The 20,582-nt window shown below is 68.6% G+C and carries 15 protein-coding genes and 1 pseudogene; 8 read left to right on the top strand and 8 right to left on the bottom strand.

Annotated features, from left to right (window positions below):
* The first annotated feature begins 83 nt into the window (after positions 1–83).
* Positions 84–524, top strand: a complete 441-nt coding sequence (locus ACFCZ1_RS33095) for a hypothetical protein (protein ID WP_376681971.1) — start codon at positions 84–86, stop codon at positions 522–524.
* 529 nt (positions 525–1,053) lie between these two features.
* The gene (locus ACFCZ1_RS33090) at positions 1,054–1,299 is read left to right on the top strand and encodes a hypothetical protein (RefSeq protein ID WP_376681970.1); all 246 of its coding nucleotides are present in this window, start codon (positions 1,054–1,056) and stop codon (positions 1,297–1,299) included.
* A gap of 170 nt (positions 1,300–1,469) precedes the next feature.
* On the opposite strand, the pseudogene ACFCZ1_RS33085 reads toward ACFCZ1_RS33090, so the two are convergent.
* From ACFCZ1_RS33085 to ACFCZ1_RS33075, 3 genes and pseudogenes are all read right to left on the bottom strand, one after another.
* Positions 1,470–2,646: pseudogene (locus tag ACFCZ1_RS33085) on the bottom strand (IS3 family transposase); the annotation flags it as partial.
* A 115-nt stretch (positions 2,647–2,761) separates the two neighbouring features.
* On the bottom strand, positions 2,762–3,613 hold the full coding sequence (locus ACFCZ1_RS33080; protein ID WP_376681969.1) for an alpha/beta fold hydrolase: 852 nt from the start codon (positions 3,611–3,613) through the stop codon (positions 2,762–2,764).
* Entirely contained in the window at positions 3,610–4,101 is a 492-nt protein-coding gene (locus ACFCZ1_RS33075; protein WP_376681968.1) for a MarR family winged helix-turn-helix transcriptional regulator, read from the bottom strand. Before ACFCZ1_RS33075 ends, ACFCZ1_RS33080 begins: the two co-directional genes overlap by 4 nt.
* A 440-nt stretch (positions 4,102–4,541) precedes the next feature.
* Here ACFCZ1_RS33075 and ACFCZ1_RS33070 point away from each other — a divergent pair, with 440 nt between their 5' ends.
* Complete coding sequence (locus ACFCZ1_RS33070; protein ID WP_376681967.1) at positions 4,542–5,030, top strand: hypothetical protein; 489 nt, start codon at positions 4,542–4,544, stop codon at positions 5,028–5,030.
* 292 nt (positions 5,031–5,322) lie between these two features.
* Here ACFCZ1_RS33070 and ACFCZ1_RS33065 read toward each other — a convergent pair whose 3' ends face one another.
* From ACFCZ1_RS33065 to ACFCZ1_RS33055, 3 genes are all read right to left on the bottom strand, one after another.
* Positions 5,323–5,898 (bottom strand): uridine kinase, encoded by a 576-nt coding sequence (locus tag ACFCZ1_RS33065; RefSeq protein ID WP_376681966.1) that lies wholly within the window; start codon positions 5,896–5,898, stop codon positions 5,323–5,325.
* A gap of 242 nt (positions 5,899–6,140) precedes the next feature.
* Positions 6,141–6,362, bottom strand: a complete 222-nt coding sequence (locus ACFCZ1_RS33060) for a hypothetical protein (RefSeq protein ID WP_376681965.1) — start codon at positions 6,360–6,362, stop codon at positions 6,141–6,143.
* A gap of 23 nt (positions 6,363–6,385) precedes the next feature.
* A complete protein-coding gene (locus ACFCZ1_RS33055) occupies positions 6,386–6,574 on the bottom strand; it encodes a DUF6233 domain-containing protein (protein WP_376681964.1) in 189 nt (62 codons plus the stop codon).
* Positions 6,575–6,806: 232 nt separating this feature from the next.
* Here ACFCZ1_RS33055 and ACFCZ1_RS33050 point away from each other — a divergent pair, with 232 nt between their 5' ends.
* From ACFCZ1_RS33050 to ACFCZ1_RS33030, 5 genes are all read left to right on the top strand, one after another.
* Positions 6,807–7,043 (top strand): hypothetical protein, encoded by a 237-nt coding sequence (locus ACFCZ1_RS33050; protein WP_376681963.1) that lies wholly within the window; start codon positions 6,807–6,809, stop codon positions 7,041–7,043.
* Between the two features lie 132 nt (positions 7,044–7,175).
* A complete protein-coding gene (locus ACFCZ1_RS33045; RefSeq protein ID WP_376681962.1) occupies positions 7,176–8,195 on the top strand; it encodes an ATP-dependent DNA ligase in 1,020 nt (339 codons plus the stop codon).
* A gap of 135 nt (positions 8,196–8,330) precedes the next feature.
* Positions 8,331–8,591 carry a hypothetical protein gene (locus ACFCZ1_RS33040; RefSeq protein WP_376681961.1) on the top strand — a complete coding sequence of 87 codons (261 nt, stop codon included), beginning with the start codon at positions 8,331–8,333 and terminating at the stop codon, positions 8,589–8,591.
* 111 nt (positions 8,592–8,702) lie between these two features.
* Positions 8,703–8,861, top strand: a complete 159-nt coding sequence (locus ACFCZ1_RS33035) for a hypothetical protein (RefSeq protein ID WP_376681960.1) — start codon at positions 8,703–8,705, stop codon at positions 8,859–8,861.
* 802 nt (positions 8,862–9,663) lie between these two features.
* On the top strand, positions 9,664–13,557 hold the full coding sequence (locus ACFCZ1_RS33030; RefSeq protein ID WP_376681959.1) for a hypothetical protein: 3,894 nt from the start codon (positions 9,664–9,666) through the stop codon (positions 13,555–13,557).
* A gap of 467 nt (positions 13,558–14,024) precedes the next feature.
* Here the strand turns inward: ACFCZ1_RS33030 and ACFCZ1_RS33025 are convergent, their stop codons facing one another.
* Positions 14,025–15,380, bottom strand: a complete 1,356-nt coding sequence (locus tag ACFCZ1_RS33025; RefSeq protein WP_376681958.1) for a hypothetical protein — start codon at positions 15,378–15,380, stop codon at positions 14,025–14,027.
* A gap of 501 nt (positions 15,381–15,881) precedes the next feature.
* Positions 15,882–20,279 carry a ricin-type beta-trefoil lectin domain protein gene (locus ACFCZ1_RS33020; RefSeq protein ID WP_376681957.1) on the bottom strand — a complete coding sequence of 1,466 codons (4,398 nt, stop codon included), beginning with the start codon at positions 20,277–20,279 and terminating at the stop codon, positions 15,882–15,884.
* Between the last annotated feature and the right edge of the window lie 303 nt (positions 20,280–20,582).

Here is a 20,582-nt window from a genome sequence, read left to right as displayed (position 1 = left end):
GCACCCCGCACCGCTTCAGAGACCTCCTCACCCTGCGCCGACGCACCGGGGTCCGCCTGGTTCTGGTCTGCCACCACCGGGACATGCGGTCGTTCCTGGAACGCGAGCTGCGGCAGGTGGACCACAGCATCGCCGAGGCTTCCGCTCTGCTGCCCGAGGCCGAACCGACCACCCCGCAATGCCAGGTGTCCCAGGCGGCGCCGCCGTTGGCGAAACGCTGGATCAGCCTGCCCGCCCTGACCACCCTCAAGGCTTTCGACGACGCGACCGGCCCATGCCGCTGCGCCGCCCCGCTGGCGGTGGACCGGGACTTCTTCCCGCCGGTGATGACCCCGGTAACCGAGACGGAGGTCGCCTGGCGGCTGCACCGTGCGACGGCGCACCCGTACCTGGCAGCTCAGCTCGCCACAGCTGTGTTCACCGCGGCTTCTACCACCCAGCTCGCCACCGCACACGTCCGCGATCTGGCCCGGACGGCACGACGATCACGCTGCACGACCACGGGCTGCGCCGGGGCTGCATGACGCACCCCGTTCCCGACTGGGCCCGCCCTCTGCCGAGGGCGGCTGCTCTCCTCTGGCGGATCGGGTCCAACACCAGCGGACCGCTGTTCCGCGATCAGCTGGGAAGTGAGGGGCTGCCGTCCTTGACGGCCTTCGCCGAGGACTGCAGGCTGCGCCCGACCCAGCCGCCGCGCCCCAAGCTGCGCCGGAGCCGACGGGGGACGGCGCCGAGTCCGATGGAGCCTGCGGCGACCATCTGGCCTGTGTGTACCGCTCATTACGGGCTTGCGTGGGTTAGGGATGAACCCGATCTGATGCAGGGCTGTCCGCACCCGCCTCCGCACACGCGAAAGACCATCGACAGGCGGAAGGGATGGTTGCCGCCGGACTACGGCCTGCGTGGCTTTAGACGCGAGAACGGGCTCTGGTCCACTTTCCGTGGAGGCTCACGGATAGTGATGTCAGTGGTGTGTGCTGGGATGGCTGGACTCTGCTGTTGATCTGCTGGGAGACCGTTGTGACGTCTTCGTATCCGTCCCTGACTCGTGCCTTGGCCGAGGCTTTGGTCGATGTCCTGTGGTTCATCGACGGCAGCGAAGACGAGCAGATGGATCAGGACGACGCGGTCAAGGTGATGGAGGGCGTCGCGCACGTGGTCAGCACGCTGTCGAGTGATCAGCAGCAGGAGCTGATCGCCCTGCTCGGGGAGATGGCAGCTGCCGAGACCAACCCCGCTCGCCGTGAGTTCCTGGAGGAGTTCCCGGAGGGCTTCGGGCTCATCGACGAGCTGTCCTGAAGGATTTCACCTTGCCCTGCAGGGCAGGCACCGAACCGAGCCGCGGCGGTTGATCCTCCACCCAGACTCATCACGATGAACTCGACGATGTTGGATAGCGGCATGGGGGCCTTGACGCCGGATCCTGAACACGGGTTATGCGGCTGATGCCAGCGTAGTTGGTGGTGTTTCGAGTGTGCTTCGTAGGTGATGGGGCTGCGGTGTCCGAGGCGGGAGTGTCGGCGTCGGGTGTTGTAGCGGTTGAGCCATTGGAAGGCGTCGAGTCGGGCCTGGCGCTCGTTGGGCCAGCGCTTGCGGCCCTGGAGCGTCTCTCGTTTGAAGGTTGCGTTGAAGGACTCCGCGAGTGCGTTGTCCGCGCTGGACCCGACCGCGCTCATACTTTGTCGGACCCCTGCTGACCTGCTGACCTGCAGGCTTCGGCGAAGGCCCTGCTGGTGTACTGGGCTCCGTGATCGGTGTGCATGATCGATCCGGCGAGACTGCCGCGGGTGCGGACCGCTGCGGCCAGGGCGTCGGTGACGAGGTCCACGCGCATGTGGTCGGCGATCGCCCAGCCGGCCAGACGGCGCGAGGCGAGGTCGATGACGGTCGCGAGATAGCAGAACTTCCCGCCGTCGATGGGCAGGTAGGTGATGTCGCCGACGTACTTCGTGTTCGGGGTTTCGGCGGTGAAGTCGCGGCCGATCAGGTCCGGTGCCTTGGCCGCGGCCGGGTCGGGGACGGTGGTGCGGTGCCGGCGGCGCAGACGGACCCCTTCGATTCCGGACGCCCGCATGATCCTGGCGACACGCTTGTGGTTGACCGGATCACCGCTGTCCTCACGGAGCTCGGCGGTGATCCGCGGGGCCCCGTAGGTGCCGTCGGATTCCCGGTGCACGGCCCGTATCCGGACGGCGAGGCGGGCGTCGGCTGCTTGCCGGCCTGCGCGGTCCGCAGCCGTCCGGCGCCAGTAGTAGAAGCTGGAGCGGGCGATGCCGAGGATCCTGCACAGCCGCTTCACGCCGTGACGGCGCTGGTGGTCGGCGACGAACTGGAAGCGGTTCACCAGCGCGTCTCCCCGGCGAAATACTTGGCCGCTTTCCGCAGGATCTCGCGTTCTTCCTCCAGCTCGCGGACCTTCTTCGGGAGTGCGGCGTTCTCCGCCTCCAGTGGCACGGGCGGTTCGGCCGGCCCCTCGGCACGGCGTCCCCGGGGCCGACTCGCTCCGGCCGCCCGGACCCAGTTCCGCAGCGTCTCCGGGTTGACCCCCAGATCGGCGGCGACCGACCTGATCGTCGATCCCGGCCGCGACTCGTACAGCGCGACCGCGTCCGCTTTGAACTCCGGCGGGTAGTGCTTCATGACCACGAGATGTCCGTTCTCAGATCCTCAGGATCCAGTGTCTCGTGTGTTCAGGATCCGGGGTCAAGGCCCCCTGTCGGAGTACCCCCGAATATGCTCACACCGGTACAGATGAACGTGCTCAGTTCAGGTTGGTCGTGGAGACGAGGAAGGATCTGACCGCACGGTTGAAGAGTGCCGTGCTCTCGACGTTGACCATGTGGGCTGCCGAGGAGAACCGTTGGTGCCTGGCACCGGGAACGGCTCGGGCGATTGCCTGAGCGTTTGACGAAATGTCGCTGCTGTCGAGTTCTCCGTCGAGAACCAGGGTGGGCACGCGGATGGAGGCCAGCCGGTCCGCTGCACCGACTTCTCTCGGTGTCCCCGCCCCCAGCCCGCGGGCGTGCCGCACGACATTGGCGGAAGCCGACGCACGCATCCGCTCACGCAGTGTGCGGCCGACTTCGGACGGTTCACGGTACGGCCCGTCCACCCACATCCGGAGAAAGTGCTCCACGAACCGCTGCGCTCCACCGTCCGGGTCGCCCATCGCGGCCATCTGCTGCGCGGTGTGGTGCGCGACGTAACGGTCGCTGAAGGGCCGCCCGCTCACCCCGGGCGAGGCGAGTACCAACGCCGACACGGACTCGGGATGAGCTATTGCCGTATCGATGGCGGTCCGCGCGCCGAGGGAAAGCCCTACGAGCGCGGCGCACGGGACGTCGAGGTGGGTAAGCAGAGCGTGGAGATCGTCGTGATTGGCGTAGTCGCCCGCCACGGTGGAAGAACGCCCGTGGCCGCGCGCGTCATAGCGGATGACGCGGTACCCCTGGCCCGCGAGCAGCGAGAACTGCTCGTCCCACATGTTCAAGTCGAGCATGCCGCCGTGGAGCAGTACGACAGGGGGCCCTTCGCCGGCCGACTCGTAAAAGAGCTCGCCCGCCTCGACGGGTACGGCGCCAGTTGTGACCGTGTGCGTCCGCGCATGCGTCATCGTGGGTCGTCTCCTCGATCCGTGGGGTGTGGCAGGGCATCCTGTGCGAGGTCCTTGAACTCCTCGCCGAGGCGCCGCATTACGTGCAGAGCCGTGGTGACGTCACCGGCGGTGAGATCGGACAGCCGGCGCCGCAGTTCGGCTTCCTCGGCTTCCTGGATGCCCTTGATGGTGGCGTCCCCTTCCGGGGTGAGCAGGATCAGGCGGGAGCGCCGGTGCTCGGGGTTCGGGGCGCTCTCGGCCAGCCCCAGGGCTGTCACATCGTTGACCAGACGCTGGATCGGCTGCCGGTCCAGGCCCAGCAGGCGGGCCAGTTGAGGAACTGTTCGGGGGCCGCCCCTGCGCAGTTCGTCCATCACCGCATGCGCACCGGCTGTCATCCCCGTGCCTGTCAGCTCCCGCTCCACGGCACGCACGACCGTGCGGTGCAGCGGCCACAAGCTGCGGATCACTTCGTACAGCAGAGGCCCCAACGGCGCCTCGTCCATCGCGCACTCATCGACACTCACGATGTCATCATGACACCTTTAATGTCTTCATGGTCAGAGATTCAGAGCGGCAGCCCTTGAGCACGTTCACTCGTACACGACTGAGCAGATTGAGTCGTACGCCGACAGCAGGAGGCCTACTTCAAGGACGGAGGCCGCCGGGCGGGGGATCTGCTGGTGGAGTTCACGGACATCGACTACATCGAGATCTCCTACTGAGACCGATGCGCGAGATCGCCTCGCGCGCCACAGCGTTGTGCCGAAGCGCGATAGGTGTCACCACGGCGCGATAGCTGGCACCAGCCGGTCATTGCCGTGATGATGCCGCCTGCAAGGGGGCCTTCCAACGTCGTCTTAGCCCTGGGCTAGCCTCTCGTCGATCGGCTGCCGCAGGCGGGCACCACCCAGGGCTGCGGGGGCTCCCGCCAGTAGGAGACCAGTTGAAGACCATCAGCGACTTCGCCCCCGTGCTCGGGTTGCCCGTTCGAAGGGACGAAGGGCACCTGATCGAAGAAATCGCCTCTGCCTGGTCGGTCACCCTGCCCGCGGACTTCGTTGAGATCGCGGGCGCTTACGGCGACGCGGTCATCTCGGACTACATCTACTTCTGCGGGGCCCGGACGCTGCGCGAGTACGCCGACGGCATGGGTCGGCAGCTGGAGGCATCCCGGACGGTTCCCCACACGGTCCTGCCGACCCCGGGTGGGGCTTTGGTTTGGGGGAACACGATCGAAGGCGACCAACTGTTCCTAGTTCCCCGTGAAGGCGGGTCCTGGACCGTCTCAGCGTTTCGCCGCGGTTGGGCGGACTGGCATGACACCGACCTCGGCTTCAGTGACTGGCTCCACCTCGCGCTGTCCGGCGGGACGGCCACTGACTGGCTGCCCGAGTGGAAGCCGCTCCCACACCCGATCGACCTTGACCAATAGGCTCCGGCCAGTCCGCCTGGGCTCCACACGGCCTCAGTCGTCGTCTGCTGCCCGAACCTGACCTTCACCGGACAACAGGTGACAGAACGGCTGAGCACTGCTCGCAGGTGACAAGCAGCGCGCGTAGGTGGTGACAACCACCTGGCTTCACCGCGCAGCTCCACCCAGCTCGATCGGCGCGCCCGGTGACAGGTATCGAGCTTCGGCACAACGTCCTTGCTGCCTCCGTGCGCGGGACCCGCCCGACCTCCGACAAGCCACCGTCTTCCGGCCCGAGGCGGCAGAGGGGGAGTCACCCGATTTTCGGTGACTCCCCCTGCTCGGCGTTCAGGTATTGCTTGAGTTGTGCGGTGAGGTCGGCGGTGGGCTGGGTGCCGTCGAGGACGATGCCGGCGCTGTCGCGGGTGGGGGCGACGTGGAGGTGGTGGGAGCGGTGGCTGTTGGCGTAGCCGAGGAGTCCGGGGGCGGGGTCTTTGCCTTCCTGGATCTTGCGGAGGGTTTTGCGGACGATCCGGATGTCTGCGGGGGTGTCGACGTACACGGTCCACGTCGCCAGGGATGCGAGCTCGGGCAGGGCGAGCGCGAAGATGCCCTCCACGATCACGATTGGGGCGTCAGCGTGTTCGGCCAGGGCTGCTTTGATGCGGGCTGGGTCGAGGGCGAGCGGGTCGCTGAAGTCGACCACGCGGCCTGGCCCGTCGAGGCGGGGGACGCTTGGGGCCAGGGCCGGATCGCTGTGGTAGCAGAGGTCCAGGTGGACCAGGGCCGCGCCGGGCACGGCCTCGGCCAGGGCGCGGGCGAGGGCGGTCTTGCCGGATCCGGCACCTCCGCCGATGAGCAGGACCTGTGGCGAGTGGTGCTGGTTCACGTGCGCCGTGCCTCAATCCAGGGTCGGGTTGAGGTCGCGAGTGTAGTGGGTGGGCGGAGCTAGCTGGTCCGGTTGAAGTGGTGTGCCGCCGCGGTGGCGAGGACCGCTCCGGGGATGGCCCCGACCCCGCCGGCGGGGTTGTCACTGGTGAGGGATGGGGTCGGGGCGGGCTGCAGGATGTGGTGCCCCCGCCCCGGGGCGGAAGCACAGTGGTCTCGCCACCATCGCCCGGGGCGCCCGGTTCACTCCTCGGCGGTGTCCGGGCTCCAGACAGCTGACCCGCCGCCGCGCCACTCGATCAGGCGGGCATCGTCCAGCTGGACGTCGTCCGGGTCCAGGCCGGCCTGTCGCAGGAACTCCAGAAGATCGCCGGGGCCCAGGGCGCGGCCGAGGATCTCGCCGTTGCAGCGGACGCGGCGCCCGCCCTGGGCGTCCGGCGGGTAGACGATCACGTGCGGGCTCACCTCTCCACCGTGCCGGTGCCCGGTCACTCCAGCACCCCGAGGGCGACGTCGGGCCGGCAGAACGGGCAGGCCTCCACTCCCTGGGCGAGGAGCCGGCGTGCTTCGGTGCGGTCGAGTGCCTTGCCCTGGCCGTCGGGGCAGGACCCGGCGTGCACGCGGAACGGCTGCTGTCCGTACCCGGTGCGGTGCACCTCCAGCTTCCAGTCCGGCACGGGCGCCGGTGGGCGGCGGGCCGTGACTGCGGCTTCCTCCTGTTCCAGGCGTCCGATGGCCTCGCGGACCTAGGAAAGCTGCCAGTCCAGCCAGCTTTCGACCGCTCGGTACTGGGCCAGCCGCACTCCCACATTTTCGCTCACAAGTTCGATTATAGGAATGGATGGTTCCGCCGCCAAAGAGTGGCGCGGCGCAGTCATGACGGGGACGGGCGGACCGTAGGATCCCGCGGTGGCAATCGAACTGAACGACGAACTCATCCGGCTTCGGCGCATGGCCGACGCGGCCCGGGCCCGTGCGACGGCCGGCCCCTACAGTGCGGAGGCGTGGCGGCCGTGGCTGGAGGCTGCGGCGGCGGTGCACGACGCGGTCACCGAGCACGCGAAAGCCACGGGGCAGAACCGCTACGAAGTCGAGAAGGCGCTCGTGACGGCGGCCAAGAGCGCAGAGGCGCCGCCTGAGGACTGACCCGGCCTGGCGGTTCCACGGGGCTGGCGGGGCGGTCTTCTGGGCCGTCCGGCGGCCTCCACCAGACCGCGGTGCCCTTGCGGGGGTCAGGCTGTTCCCGGGGGCGGTACGAGCTGTGAAGGAGGGCCCGGGGTGGTGCTCAGGCCGCCGGTGGAGCCGATGCTGGCGCAGGCCGCGGAGTCGGTGCCAGGGCCCGGCGTGCTGGGCCCTCTGGCCTTTGAGCAGAAGTTCGACGGGCACAGGGTGCTGCTCTTCACCCCCGCCGGGCCGGGCGGCCGGGTGCTGCTCCAGACCCGGCGCGGGTCGCTGATCCAGGACCGGTTCCCCGACCTGGTGGCGGCCGCCGAGCAGCTGCCTGACGGCCTGGTCCTGGACGGCGAGCTGCTGGTCTGGGATGCCGAGGCGGGCCGGCTGTCGTTTGAGGCGCTGCAGCGCCGGGCCGCCGCCCGCCGCGGCGCCCCCGCCCTGGCCGCCCGGTGGCCGGCCTACTACGTCGCGTTCGACGTCCTGCAACAAGACGGGCAGGAGCAGCTGAACCGCCCCTACGCCGAACGCCGCGCCCGGCTTGAGGACCTGTTCACCGATCAACGGCTGACGGCCCCGTGGACGCTCTGCCCCATGACCACGGACCTGGCCAAGGCCCGGGAGTGGCTGGAGTCCTGGACCGACGTGTCCGGCGTCGAGGGCATCGTGGTCAAAGCCATGAACCAGCCCTACCGCCCAAGCTACGGAGGCTGGTACAAAATCCGCCGCCGCGACACCACCGAAGCCATCATCGGCGCCATCACCGGCACCCTGACCCACCCGCAACTCCTCATCCTCGGCCGCCACGACACCCACGGCCGCCTGCGTGCGGTCGGCCGTACAGTCCCGCTACGCCCGGAGCAGTCCCGGCAGGTCGGCGAGCACCTGGCCGCCGCCGACGGCGGGCACCCCTGGGAGGGCGTGCGCTTCGCCGCAACGTGGGGCAGCCGCGACGCCCTGGACGCCATCCTGGTCCGCCCCGACCTGGTGGCGGAAATCAGCGCCGACCGCGCCATCGACCGCGGCGGAGTCTTCCGCCACCCACTCCGATTCAAGCGGCTGCGCCTGGACGTGACCACGGAAGATGTCCCGCGGTTCGGTCAGGGACCCACTGCGGCAGCCGGCTGACTCTCGCCTCCGGCCCATGCCACGCCCGAGGGGGGCTCCCCCTCCACCGGCCGACCCGGCCGCTGTCAGACCGGCCCCTGCCGTCGAGGGTGAGGGCCCGGGACGGTCGGGCCGCACCCGGAAGGAGGGCCGGCCATGGGCAACATCAACATGAACAGGCAGCACCCGGGCAGCCTCCTGGCCGACAGCAGCCCTACCGCCTACGGCGCCCCGTACCGGCACGCTTTCAGCCGGCTCGCCGCCTCCCACCGCGGCCAGCCTGCTGCTGAGATCCTCCCCGCAGCCGCGTCGGGCCGCCGACGACGCCCCTCTGGTTTCACCCCCGCCGACCTGCGTGAACAAGCCGAGGCCATCAGCACCGGCCAGTCGTACACCCTGCGGCTGACCCTGGACTGACACCGGCCCGGATCCGCCACGGCATTGTCAGTGCTGGCTGAGAAGCTGACATCAAACGGCAGGCTCCGCGCTCTCGCGGCAGCCGCTCTACAGCGTGACGGAGGTCCGGCGATGGCCATGGTGAGCTTCAAGGTGAGATGGGTCCTCGACGGCCAGGAGAAGACCTCGGCCGTGCACGACGACCGTCCCGCCGCCGAGCGGCGACAGCGGGAACTCGTGCAGTCCGGAGCCACGGCTGTAGAGATCTTCGAGACCACACACCGGCGGTAGACGACACCGTGGTGATCACACCCCCGCGGGGCGCGGTCTGCTTCCACGTGTCGATGATCTTCACCCCCGGGGGACCGAAGGTCGAGGGGACCTGGGAAGCCGAGGAGTCTGCGGTCAAGGGGTTCCGCGGCTTCACATGCACGGCTCGGACGACGTGACCATCACCTTGTGGGCCGAGACCGACGGCATCCGGCGCCGCTTGCGTACCTGGACGAAGGACCACGGCGAGGTACTCCACGCCGGACAGTGATCTGCCCGACGGACCTGCTGCGATCGAGCTCTCGGTGAAGCCGTCCCGGATGCGACCCCGGTGGCCGCGGATGCAGTGACGGGCCGAGCAGTCGTCGGCTGGCCCGCGTACCCGCCATCCCTCCACACCCGCCACCCCTCCACATCCGCCCGGTTACGGCTGGGCACGACGACGGCGCAGGAGCCTGGGTGCGGCTCGGGGGGTCTGCGGTCATGTCTGAATCGATCGCGCACCCGCAGCTGGCGTCCGGCATACGAGATGCGACCAGTGGCCAGGTCGGGGTGAGGACGTGGGTCCAGGCTTCGTCGCCACGGGCGGCATGCCCCCGCTGGGTGACTGTGCCTGCGTTGGGCGGGAGGGGGCGGGACGCGATTGAGGCGTCCCGCCCATCGGGCTGTCCGGGGTGGGCGCTACACTCCGCCTGCCCGGAACTCCTGCGCAGGTCACAGGGCTCGGGCCCATCTGAACTGGGGGGTTCATGAGTTTGCTGCGATCGGCAGAAGAGAGCGGAGCAGACGGGGGCGGGGCCGCGCGATCGCCGCCTCGGGCACCTTGCTGCTCGCGCTGCTGGCATCCCTGGCCGGCCCCACGACAGGCACCGCTCAGGCGGCCACGCCGCCGCCTGCCACGTCGGCCACGGCCCAGCCGAAAACTGCCGGTCCACGGGTAACGCCGGAGCCCGACCCGAAGGCCGAGCACGACGCAGCCGTACGCGCGCTCCAGAAGAGCGACCCGTCGGAGGCCTGCCCGACAGCCCTGGCTCCGCACACAGTCGGCACCTGCACGGTCGACCCGTCCAAAACGGCGTCCTTCTCGCTCACCCTGCCGCAGCAGAAAGATCTTCTCCTGCTCCAGGTCATCACGACCCAGCAGTCCGCCACCAAACTGATCGCGCCCGGCGGCGGCGCCGTCGCGTGCGATTACCCCAACCCCGGATACGGAACGCTGCGGTGCCCGATCGGTCAAGCCGGGACGTACACGGTGCAGGTCACCGACAAGAGCAACACGGCGAACGGCATCTCCGTGTCGTACGCGCCGCTGCTCTCGTCCACCGCGTGCAAGGCCATCGGCGCCGGGGACCACAGGCTCGGCGCACCGACCGTGCTGCACAGCTCGCTGCCGACGGGCTCGGCGGGTGACTGTTACACCCTGGACCTGGCCGCCGGTGACGTCCTGCGTGCCTACAGCTCCCGCCACGAGGTCCTGCACGGCGTGTACGACGCCTCGGGCAAGGAGATCTGCACGTCTAGGTGGCGCGGCGGGGCGTACCCCCTGGACTGCAAGCTCATGGGCACCGCACCGTTCCGGATCTCGGCACTGCAGTCCTCGGGCAACGCGGTCGCCTACGACTACACGGTGGCCAGGCTCTCCAATCCGGAGGGCTGCGCGCTGGTCGATCCCCAGGCCTTCGGAGCCGCCCCGGATCTGAGCCTGACCGAACCCTGCCGCATCCTGCGGGTCACGCAGGCAGCCGAGTTCACGTTCGGACCCGTTTCTTCCTCCGGAACGCTGCCTTCTCCGGCGGTGCTCGCCTCCGAGTCCGGTGAGGCTCTGCCCGAGTGCTCTGATCAGACGTGCGACCTGACCCCCGGTGATTACACCTGGTCGGCCGATCCCCGGAGTCAAGCGCTCGATCCCTTCGGCATGGCCTTCTACTCCGCGAAGGAGACCCGGGGGTGCACCCCGACCCACGACAACGGTCTGGTGGCCGGTCCGGCCGCCGGCACCTTCGGAGGGCCGGGGCAGGTGCTCTGCCTGACCCTGCCCACCGCCACCGGCAAGGGCGTTTACGTACTGAACCGGCCACCGGCCGGCGGCAGCTACGCCAGGGTGAAGGTGTACGACGCGTTCGGAACCCTGCAATGCGACGCCGGCGCCATCTGCAAGCTGACCGGCACCGCTCCCTTCCGCGCGGTGCTGACGAGTCAGGCGTTCGCGAGCTTCGCATTGATATTCCACCGGACCGGTGAGAGCGCGGGTTGCACGCCGTGGCCCCAGTCCACATTCGGCAACGGCACCTGGGGTGCCGAGGTGTCGGTGGCCTACCACAGGGCGCACGCCTGCCTGAGCGTGCCGGGCAATACCCACTCCACCGCCGAGCTGCTGGACTACTCCGACACCCGCAACGACGTGACGGCGACGGTCAAACTGGTCGACGCGGCGGGCAACGTGAAGTGCGAGACCACTCCTTCCACCAGAGCCAACGTATGCTCTCTGCCCTCGGGTGTGCCGTACACGGCGCTGCTCGAGAGCTGGGCCGCCGCCTGGGGTGGAACGGAGACGTACAAACTGGTGCGGCGTGACGTGTCCGCAACCGCGCAGTGCACGGCCGTGCCATCGACGAAGACGGGCGGCCCGTCCCTCCCCTTCGATCTGACGTCGCCTCTGGATACCCGCTGCGTGCGGGTGACCGGCGCCACCACGGACAAGTTCTGGATCGCGGCACGGACACCGGACGTACCGTACGTCGACGCCGCCCCGCTGACCGTCGTCGACGGCGACGGCCGCGCCCTGTGCCTGGAGGTTCGCGGCTCGTGCCGTGCCAGCGGCTCGACCTCGTACACAGCGGTCATTGGACCCGACAAGTCCTACGGCGCCCCCATCGCCGCGAAGCTGGACACCTGGCGCGTGGGCACCTCTACGGGTTGGGCCCCTGAATGCACCGCCAACCGTGTTTCGGTCAACGATTTCCCTACGCGTAGCGGAACTCTTTCCGAAACCTCCACCGCCTACTGCGCCGTGATCGACATGAGGCCGGGCCAGAGGATCGCCGTCTCCGGCACCACCAGCACCACGGAATTCGACAAGCCAGGCCTGGACCTGAGCGGCATGGAATGGACCTCCGCGACTGCCGGCTACGGGTGCACCGCCTCGCACGAGCAGTTCGCCTTCAGCTGTATGACGAGCCCCGCCGCGACGCCCGGCCAAGCGGTCTTGTTGCTGAGCCCCAAGCGCGCACGGACCCCCGTCGACTTCTCCCTGCAGGGAATCTGTGAGGAGGGCTGCCTTCCGCCACCGGTGCCGAACCCGACCGGCATCAGCCCCTCGACGAGCCTGACCGGTACTCGTACCGACGCCGTCGTCAGCGGTACCGGGCTCACCTTCGGCACCAAACTCAAGCTGATCCGCAGCGGCTCACCGGAGCGGGCTCTGGAGCCGATGACCGCGAACACCGACGGAAAGCAGCTGAACGTCATCGTCGACACGATTGGGCTGGTACCCGGGCAGTACGACTTGCTGCTCGAGGGCGTCGAGTACACCAGCGGGGTGCCGTCCCCGGGTTACCTTCCCAAGGCGTACACGGTCACGGCCCCCGCGCCAGTCCAGAAGGGGAGCCGGTTCGTGCCGGCCGGGCCGTCGCGTTCCCTTGACACGCGGGACGGCACCGGCGCGCAGAAGCAGCGCGTCGGGCCGGGAGGGGTCGTCACCCTTCAGGTCGCCGGGGTGAAGGGCATTCCAGCCACTGGGGTGAGCGCGGTCGTGATGAACGTGACCGCCGTGTATCCCACCGAGGCCGGGCACGTCACCGTCTACCCGAACGGGCAGCCGGCGCCCCAGTCGTCGAACCTCAACTTCACGGCCGGGCAGATTGTGCCGAACCTGGTGACCGTTCCCGTGGTCAACGGAAAGGTCGACCTGCGTAACAACTCCGGCTCCGTGGACCTCATCGCCGACGTCACCGGCTACTACACCGACAAGGCCGGGGTCGGCTCCGCGCTGAACTCGATCACACCGTCGCGTTTCCTTGACACGCGGGACGGCACCGGCGCGCAGAAGCAGCGCGTCGGGCCCGGTGGGGTCGTCACCCTTCAGGTCTCCGGGGTGAAGGGCATTCCGGCCACTGGGGTGAGCGCGGTCGTGATGAACGTGACCGCCGTGTATCCCACCGAGGCCGGGCACGTCACCGTCTACCCCAACGGGCAAGCGGCGCCGGGCGTATCGAACCTCAATTTCACGGCCGGGCAGATCGTGCCGAACCTGGTGACCGTTCCCGTGGTCAACGGAAAGGTCGACTTGCGCAACAACTCCGGCTCCGTCGATCTGATCGCCGACGTCACCGGCTACTACGCGGCGACCGGCTCGGCCTTCTCCGCGGCTGGGCCGGTCCGGCTGCTCGACACCCGTGACGGCACCGGCGCCCGGGCGGGCGCCGTGGGGCCAGGCGGCCTGGTCAGCCTCCAGGTGGCCGGAGTTTCCGGAGTGCCCGCGCAGGGTGTGACCGCCGTCGTCCTGAACGTCACGATCACCAACCCCACCGAGGCCAGCCACCTGATCGTCCACCCGCACGGGGTCGCGCGTCCCAACGTCTCGAACCTCAACTACACGGCCGGGCAGACCGTTGCCAACCTCGTGGTGGTCCCGGTGGTGGACGGACGGGTGACGTTCTTCAACAACGCCGGCTCCGTTGACGTGATCGCCGACCTGAACGGCTATTTCACGGTCTGACGTCCCGAGGTCACGTGTGAGGGTCCTGTCCGAGATCGGGCGGGACCCTCGATGTTTCCCGGCTGGCCAGAAGCGACTTCCGGAAGCCCGCACGAACCGGCACGTTCCTGGCTCCGTTCTCGAAAGCAGCTCGTAAATGCGAGAACCCAGTGCACTTGTGGATCGCTTTGCGCAGGGTGCTCACCTGCGCTACTGCCTCGATGCCGCCGCCGCACCTCCTGAGGAACCCGCGTGAACCCCGCTTGAAAGGGAGCTCCACCGGGATCGTAAGGGCCGACGTCGACCAGGTCCTCGGCCGCGTTGGCCATCACCGGCTTCAGGTACCGGGCGGCCGGCACGGGTCAGGGGTAGTGGGGCCGGGGAGGTGGGGCGCGGGCGGCCGACCTTGTCGGCGGGGCCGCGTGAGGGATGCCCGGGGTGGTGCCTCGTGTGGCACCACCCCGTCGTGTGGCGTGTTGTCTGGTGGGTCAGTCGGTGCCGTAGTAGCCGAATTCGTCGATGATCAGGTCGATGTTTTCCCAGCCCTGGTTCCAGAAGGCGACCATGCCGCTGTCGGCCGGGGCTGCCTGGGCGAGATTCGCGGCTGTTTTGCCTGCCGTCCAGTTCATGTTGGAGGAGATGGGACGTGCGGGTGGGGTCGCGGTGCCGTTCTCGTATTGTTCGCGGGTGTTCGGGTCCGGGGCCACGGACAGGAATCCGGTGCCGGTCGTGTTGGTGACGGTGGTGTTCAGGACGTACGCCTCAACGTTGGGGGCGTCCAGCAGGTGCATGTAGTCACGGGCTGCGAGCTGCTTGCCGGTGTTGCGGGTGTCGACCATCCGGGTGGGGATCGGGTGGTTCGGTACGTAAGCAGCCTGGCTGTTGGGGGTGTAGTAGCCGTTGACGTCGATGACGACGTCAGTGGGCTGCCAGGAACCGTTGCGGACCATGATCCGGCCGTCGGGTCCGACCGGCACGATGACGGAGTTGGCGACGGTCTGGCCGGCGGTGAAGTTCAGGTTGGACGCGGTCGGCGCCGCCTGCCCGCTGGGGTAGACGGTCAGGTGGCCGGCTTCGCGCGGGTTGGTGACCGTCACGTTGAGCGAGACGGCGGTGGCGCCCTTCGGAACGCCGCCTGCCCCGGCGATCTGCACGCCGAACGAACCGTGCCCGATGACCTGGCCCTTGGCAGTGCCTTGACCTTCGCGGGTGTCGACGAACCGGGTCGGCGAGAGCGAGGTGTAGCCGCTGGACGCGGACGCGGCGAAGTAGCCGGTGATGTCGGCGATCAAGTCGACCGACTCCCAGCCGCGGTTGTCCAGGTTCACACGCCCGTCCGAGCCAACCGGCACGATCACGAGGTTCGGCACGGTCTCACCGGGACCGTAGTTGATGCTCGACGTGCTCGGCATGGGACGACCGCTGCCTGAGGCGATGATGTGCCCGCTGGCGGTTGTATTGGTGACGGTGACGTTGAGGACCACGGCGGTGACACCATCAGGGACTGTGCCGCTGCCCGTGATCTTGACGCTGGTCGAGCCGTATGCGGGGACCTTGCCCATTGCTTGGCCTGTGCCGTTGCGGGTGTCCAGAAGACGCAAGGGGGCGTGCGGGGTGAAGTCGGAGCCCAGCGTCGTCACGGTGACCTTGTTGACGGCCTGTGTGTTCGTGGTGGGGTCGGTCACGGTGACCGTGACCGTGTACTGGCCGACCTCGGTGTACGGGTGCTTGCTCACCAGCGGTTCGGAGGCGTCGGCGGTGACCGTGTCGGTGGTGCCGTCGCCCCAGGCAATGGCGACGCTGAGCGGGCCTTCAGCGCCGCTGAAGGTGGAATGCACAAGCATCGTGTGGGCGGAGGTGCCCCAGCTGTCCAGTCTGACCGAAAGCGCTTGACTGTCGCCAGCGGACGCCGCCTGGCTCTGGCCGGTCGGCACTGCGGTGCGGACCGTTCGGTCCGCGGAGCTGCTGAAGACTTCTGCGCCGGATGCCTCGGCTGTGCTCGGGTCCACGTCGGGGGCGGCTGCCCTGTGAGGATCGGGCATGACCGGCTGGGCCTGAGCCATGCCGGGTATGAGTCCAACACCGGCTGCGAGGGCAGCCGCGGCGATTACGAGTCGGCGCTTGGGCACGGGTCCCCTATGTCTCTGGTTGTGAGTTGAACGGGTTTGACAGTCTGCCCGGACCGCTCGGCCTCTGCCATGGCCGGGTAGTCCCTGACTTGGGGGCGTCGGCCTGCGGGCGTTGGGTTTGCAGCCGCGGCGTTTGGTCTGTGAGTGGTGGCAGAGGGTGGGGCCCGCCAGCCCCGTGTGAGGGGCTGGCGGGCCCGTGTGTTGCTGGTGGAGTGGTTATGGGGTGGGAATGTCAGGCACCGGAACCGGCAGCGGCAGTGGAGCCGTGCCGAGGCTGGGGATGGTCCAGGTCTGGGCCGGGGAGCGGTTGCAGTCGAAGAGCCAGAGCTGGTGGCCGGGGGTGGTGTCGTAGTTGCCGAGGTCTATGCAGCGGCCGGAGACGGGGTTGTAGATCGCACCGTCGGCGCGGGGGAGGAACCGCTGGCTGGGGGCGCTCGCGTCACATGTGCGCAGTTCGATCAGCGTGGTGTTCGCGGTGCCCGCCATGGCCGCGTTGAGGCACTTGCCGTGGGTCTGGATGGTGCCGTCGTTGCGGATCTGGAACTGCTGGGCGTTGGTGCCGTTGCAGCCGGCGATCTGGATCTTGTTGCCGTCGGTGTCGCCGTCGTAGTCGTTGTCGACGCAATTGGTTGCGGCGCCGGCCAGGTGGATGGGGCTGGACGCGTTGGGGGCGGTGATGGAGGCGGCGTACGGGTAGACGGCGAGGTTGCTGACGCCGCCGAAGAAGCCATTGTCGGGCAGGTTGGTGGTCAGGTAAGCGGCCTGGCCGTCCCTCTTGTATCGGCCCATGACGAGCGGGCCGGTGGGGGCTTGGCTGCTGGTGGCGGTGTGGTGGCCGGTGCTGGCAAGGATGCCGTTGACGTAGAGGCGCATCAGGCCGGTGGTGGCGTCGTAGACGGCGGAGACACGGGTCCACACGCCGGGCGTGAAGCGGGCCGCGCTGTTGACCGCGAGGTCGGTCCAGTCGTACATCAGGCCGTCGACGTCACCCCGGGCGATACCGAAGCGCCACGCCTGGCCGTTGGGGTCGGAATAGAGGAAGAAGGCGCTGCTGCGGGTGCCGTCCTGGCTGGCGATGACGCCGCCGTTGGTGGTGTCGGCTTTGGCCCAGGTGCTGATGGTGAAGCTGCCGCGGGTGTCGACGGCGGTGGTGGTGCTGGTGATGCTCGAGGCCTTGCCCTTGAAGGCCGCGTGGGTGGTGTCGCGACCGCCGATGGACTCCTTGGCGAACGTGATGCCTGCGGGGGTGGCGGGGTTGTTGCCGGCGGGCGCCGTGACGGTGTCGAATCCGACCTCGTCCCGGGCCTTGGTGCCGGCCAGGCCGGTGAGACCCCACTGGGCGGAGGCCCGGTTCAGGCCGGCCAGGGTGACGGGGGAGACGTCGACGCCAGTGACGGTGGGGTGGGGGAGTTCGGTGCTGGGTGCGGTACCTGTGCCGTAGAACGAGACGAGTTGTTGGTTGGTGTCGACGGCCCACAGGTCCGGGATGCTGTCACCGGTGATGTCACCGTTGGAGCCGATCCGGGGGTAGGTCTTCGGGTCGATCTTGCCCGCGATCAGTCCTGCGGCCGGGTCGGTGAACCCGGTCAGGTCGGTGGCGCTCTTGACGGTGAAGGCGTGCAGGGTGCCGCCGTCGGTCTTGGAGCGGGCCCACAGGGTGGGGAACGCGGTGCCCTGGGCTCGTCCGGGTGCGATCAGCTCGTAGCCGTCCCATTTGGTGTCGTTCCCGGAGAGCAGGATCGCCTGGGGTGCGAGCTGGTTGTTGGTGCCGGCGGTGGCGAGCCACAGACGCCCGTTCTCGACGAACAGCAGGGAGGTCTGGGGCAGAGAGTCGCCGGCCTCGCCCGTGACAGAGCCGAATGCCGCGATCTGCGTCACCTTGGCCCAGTCGGTGCCGTAGCCGTAGGTGGTGCAGGTGATGGCCGCCTTGGCGGAGTTGAGGCAGCTGGTGGGCTTGGTGATGGCGGTGGATGCCTGACCGTCGAACCAGCCGCCATTGCCGTCATTGGAGTAGACGTACAGATTTGTGCTGCCGGACTGGTGGGCGAAGAGGTCGTCGACGGTTTTGCGGCTGAGGCTGCCGCGGTGGCTGATCTGGATTCCGTTCCAGTTCCCGGTGTTGCCCACCGCTGTGACCATCTTGGCGCGGGGCGCGCTGTACGGGTCTTCGCCACCGCCGATCTTGCGGAGGTCCCCGGCGGTGTCGGGCAGCAGGATGTCGGGTTTGTGATCTCCGGTGATGTCACCGAAGACGGCCTTGCCGGCGTCGGGGTTGGAGGGGGCGTAGTAGCTGTAGACGAAGGGCTGGGACATGTTGCCCGCGTTGTCCTGGGTCTGCAGGTACACATAGTTGGTACCCCAGCGCGGCGGCTTGATGCTGATAGTGGCCTTGCCGCCGGTCAGCTTGGTGATGCCGGGCGCGGTGTCGGTGCACTTCCAGCCGGTGGCGGCGGCCTTGACCGGGTCGGTGGTCCAGCGGGCGCAGGCCAGACCAGAGCTACGGCCGCCGCTTACCGGACCGGGGTCGGCGCCGGTCAGAGTGAAGGTTCCGTCCTGTCCGGCGTACTTGGGGTGGGCTCCGATGGTGCCAGAGGCGGGGAAGTCGGTGGATGTAACGGTGGCAGTCGGCGGGGTGCGGTCGACGCGGAAGAAGCACATCTCGGTGGGGCTGCTGGTGAGAGTGCCGTCCGTTGCGCGGGCCGCCCAGCCGTACTGGTGGCCGTCGGTCAGCGCGCCGATGTTCACGGTGACGGCGCCGTAGCTGCTGTTCCAGCCGGCGTCGGCGTACTGGGTCGTGCCGCCGTTGTCGTCGTCCCAGTACTGGAAGCCCGTGTAGAGCTGCTGTCCGGTCGCCGAGTAGGTGGAGGTGGTCAGGGTGATGTTGTTGTTGGCGCCGACCCAGCCCGGGTTGTCCCAGGCGTTGGCGGTGCCGGGAGTACGGCAGTCGGCGTAGGAGGCGGTGTCGGCGAATCCGGGAGTCGGGCTGGTACGGGGCCACCAGACCGTGGGGGTGATGTCGTACTCGACGACGATGTGCGGGGTGTTGCTGAACCGCTGCCGGTAGTACTTGTTGTACTCGTCATCGGGGGCGAGGCCGAGGGTGATGGTGGACCACTGGCCCCCGACGGCGCTCTTCACCAGGTTTTTGACATCGAACTGGATGTCGCCCGACCCGGACATGTTGGTGGTGCCGATCTTGCCGCAGCCGCCCATGCGCGAGTTCTTGTCGCAGGGCTGCTGGTTCCAGCTGGTCGGGTTGCTGATGTAGCCGGTGGAGTACAGGCCCATCGGGGTGACGGTGCTCGGGCTGGCGGAGGAGACGACGGTCGCGTAGAACGTCGCGTTGATGACCTCGCTGTTGTGGAGCCGGGAGTCAACGCCGATCTGGAAGTAGGCCCGGGAGCGGCCTTCCCTGTCACACGGCGGGTTCCCCACGATGTAGCCGCAGTACCCGGCGGCGGGCTTGTCCTGCCCGTACTGGGTTCCGTTGTACTCGTTGGTGTCGGGGTACGCCTCCTGGACCTGGGCCCAGGCCTGGTTGGCGTTGTCGAGGGTCGGGTTCCAGCCCGGGTCGATGTACCAGGGACCGGTGCCCTGCCCGAGCAGGGTGGCGTCGGGGACGAGCTGAATGCCCTGGGCATCGACACTCGTGCCGATCTTCTGCACCCCGGCGCCGGTGCCGGGGCCGTCGCTGCTCGACGGCGTGGAGGTGTCCTCCACGTCCGCCGAAGCTGACTGCAGCGCCATGGTGCCCGCCGACTTGGAGAGCGTGGACGGAGCAGCGGGAGCGGTGCCGGCCGAGTCCCACATCAGCGGGGTGGGGGCGGAGAAGCGCGGCTTGCCCTGGCCGTCAGTGGCTTTCAGGTTGCCGGCGCCGTCCGCGCTCACGGTGAGCCCGTCGGCCTCGACGGCGAGCTGGAGCTTCTTGACGGCGGGGTTGGCGGCGGCCTCGGCGGTGCGGACGATCAGTACCTGTCGCCAGCCGCCGAGCGTGTTGGCGCTGAGCTCGAGGTCCACGCCCGGCAGGACAGAGGCGTACAGGGCGCTGTCGCCGTTGAGTACGGGCTTGGGCAGTGGGAAGGGAGCCTTGAGCGCCAGCTTCTTGCCGTCGGCGGTGGTCATGGTGGCCATGGGGCCGGTGCCGCCGCCGGAGAGGCTGAGCTTGGACGGCACGGCTGCCGGAGTCACGGTGCCGTCTGCGTTGGCCCGCAGCGTGGCATCGACCGGCTGCCAGGTTCCGGCGGCTGTCTTGACCCGCTGCGGTACAGGCGCGGTGTCCGTGGTGAGCGTGCCCGTCGGAGTGGCGAAGGTCTGCGAACTCGCCGTCGTCAGGTGCTCGATGACGACTGGTTTGCCGCTGCTTTTGGCCTGGGCCTTCGCGGCGTCGATCGCAGCCGCCTCCGCGGAGGGAGGACGGGGCGTCGGGGCGGGCCATGCACTGTTGGCCGGGCCGTGGCCGCGGGCATCCTCGGCGAACGCCGGCGGCCCGGCGAGCAGACCGGTGCCCAGAGCGAGAACGACGGCACCCGCGACGGGAAGCGTGAGCGCGCCGGGGGTCCTCCGTCTGCGGAGGACCCCCGGGCTGGAAAGGCGTGAACGGATTGCTGGCCTCATGGCGGAGGTCCTCGCTGTGAGCTGTGAGTGAAGAGAAGTCAGGCGCACGCTTCCTTGTCATCTGCAAATGTGTCAACAAACCGCAAGATCGAGATGTCCTCTTCATGGCATGAAATGCCAGCTTGTCCAGACAGTGACATTGACCACGTGAGAAAACTCTAAAAATCTCTTACGCGCGGGAACTTTCGCTACGTAGAGTGCGTCTGATCCGGGCTCAGCAGGTTCGGTCCTTTTCATGTCCGGTTTCCTGTGGGGGGATCCAGTTGTCTCGTCGGAGTGGCTTCGCCGTGCGCTCAAAGCGCG

It is taken from the genome of Streptomyces sp. NPDC056224 (genome assembly GCF_042267665.1).
Taxonomy (GTDB): Bacteria; Actinomycetota; Actinomycetes; order Streptomycetales; family Streptomycetaceae; genus Streptomyces.
This window is presented reverse-complemented; position numbering and strand designations above follow the sequence as displayed.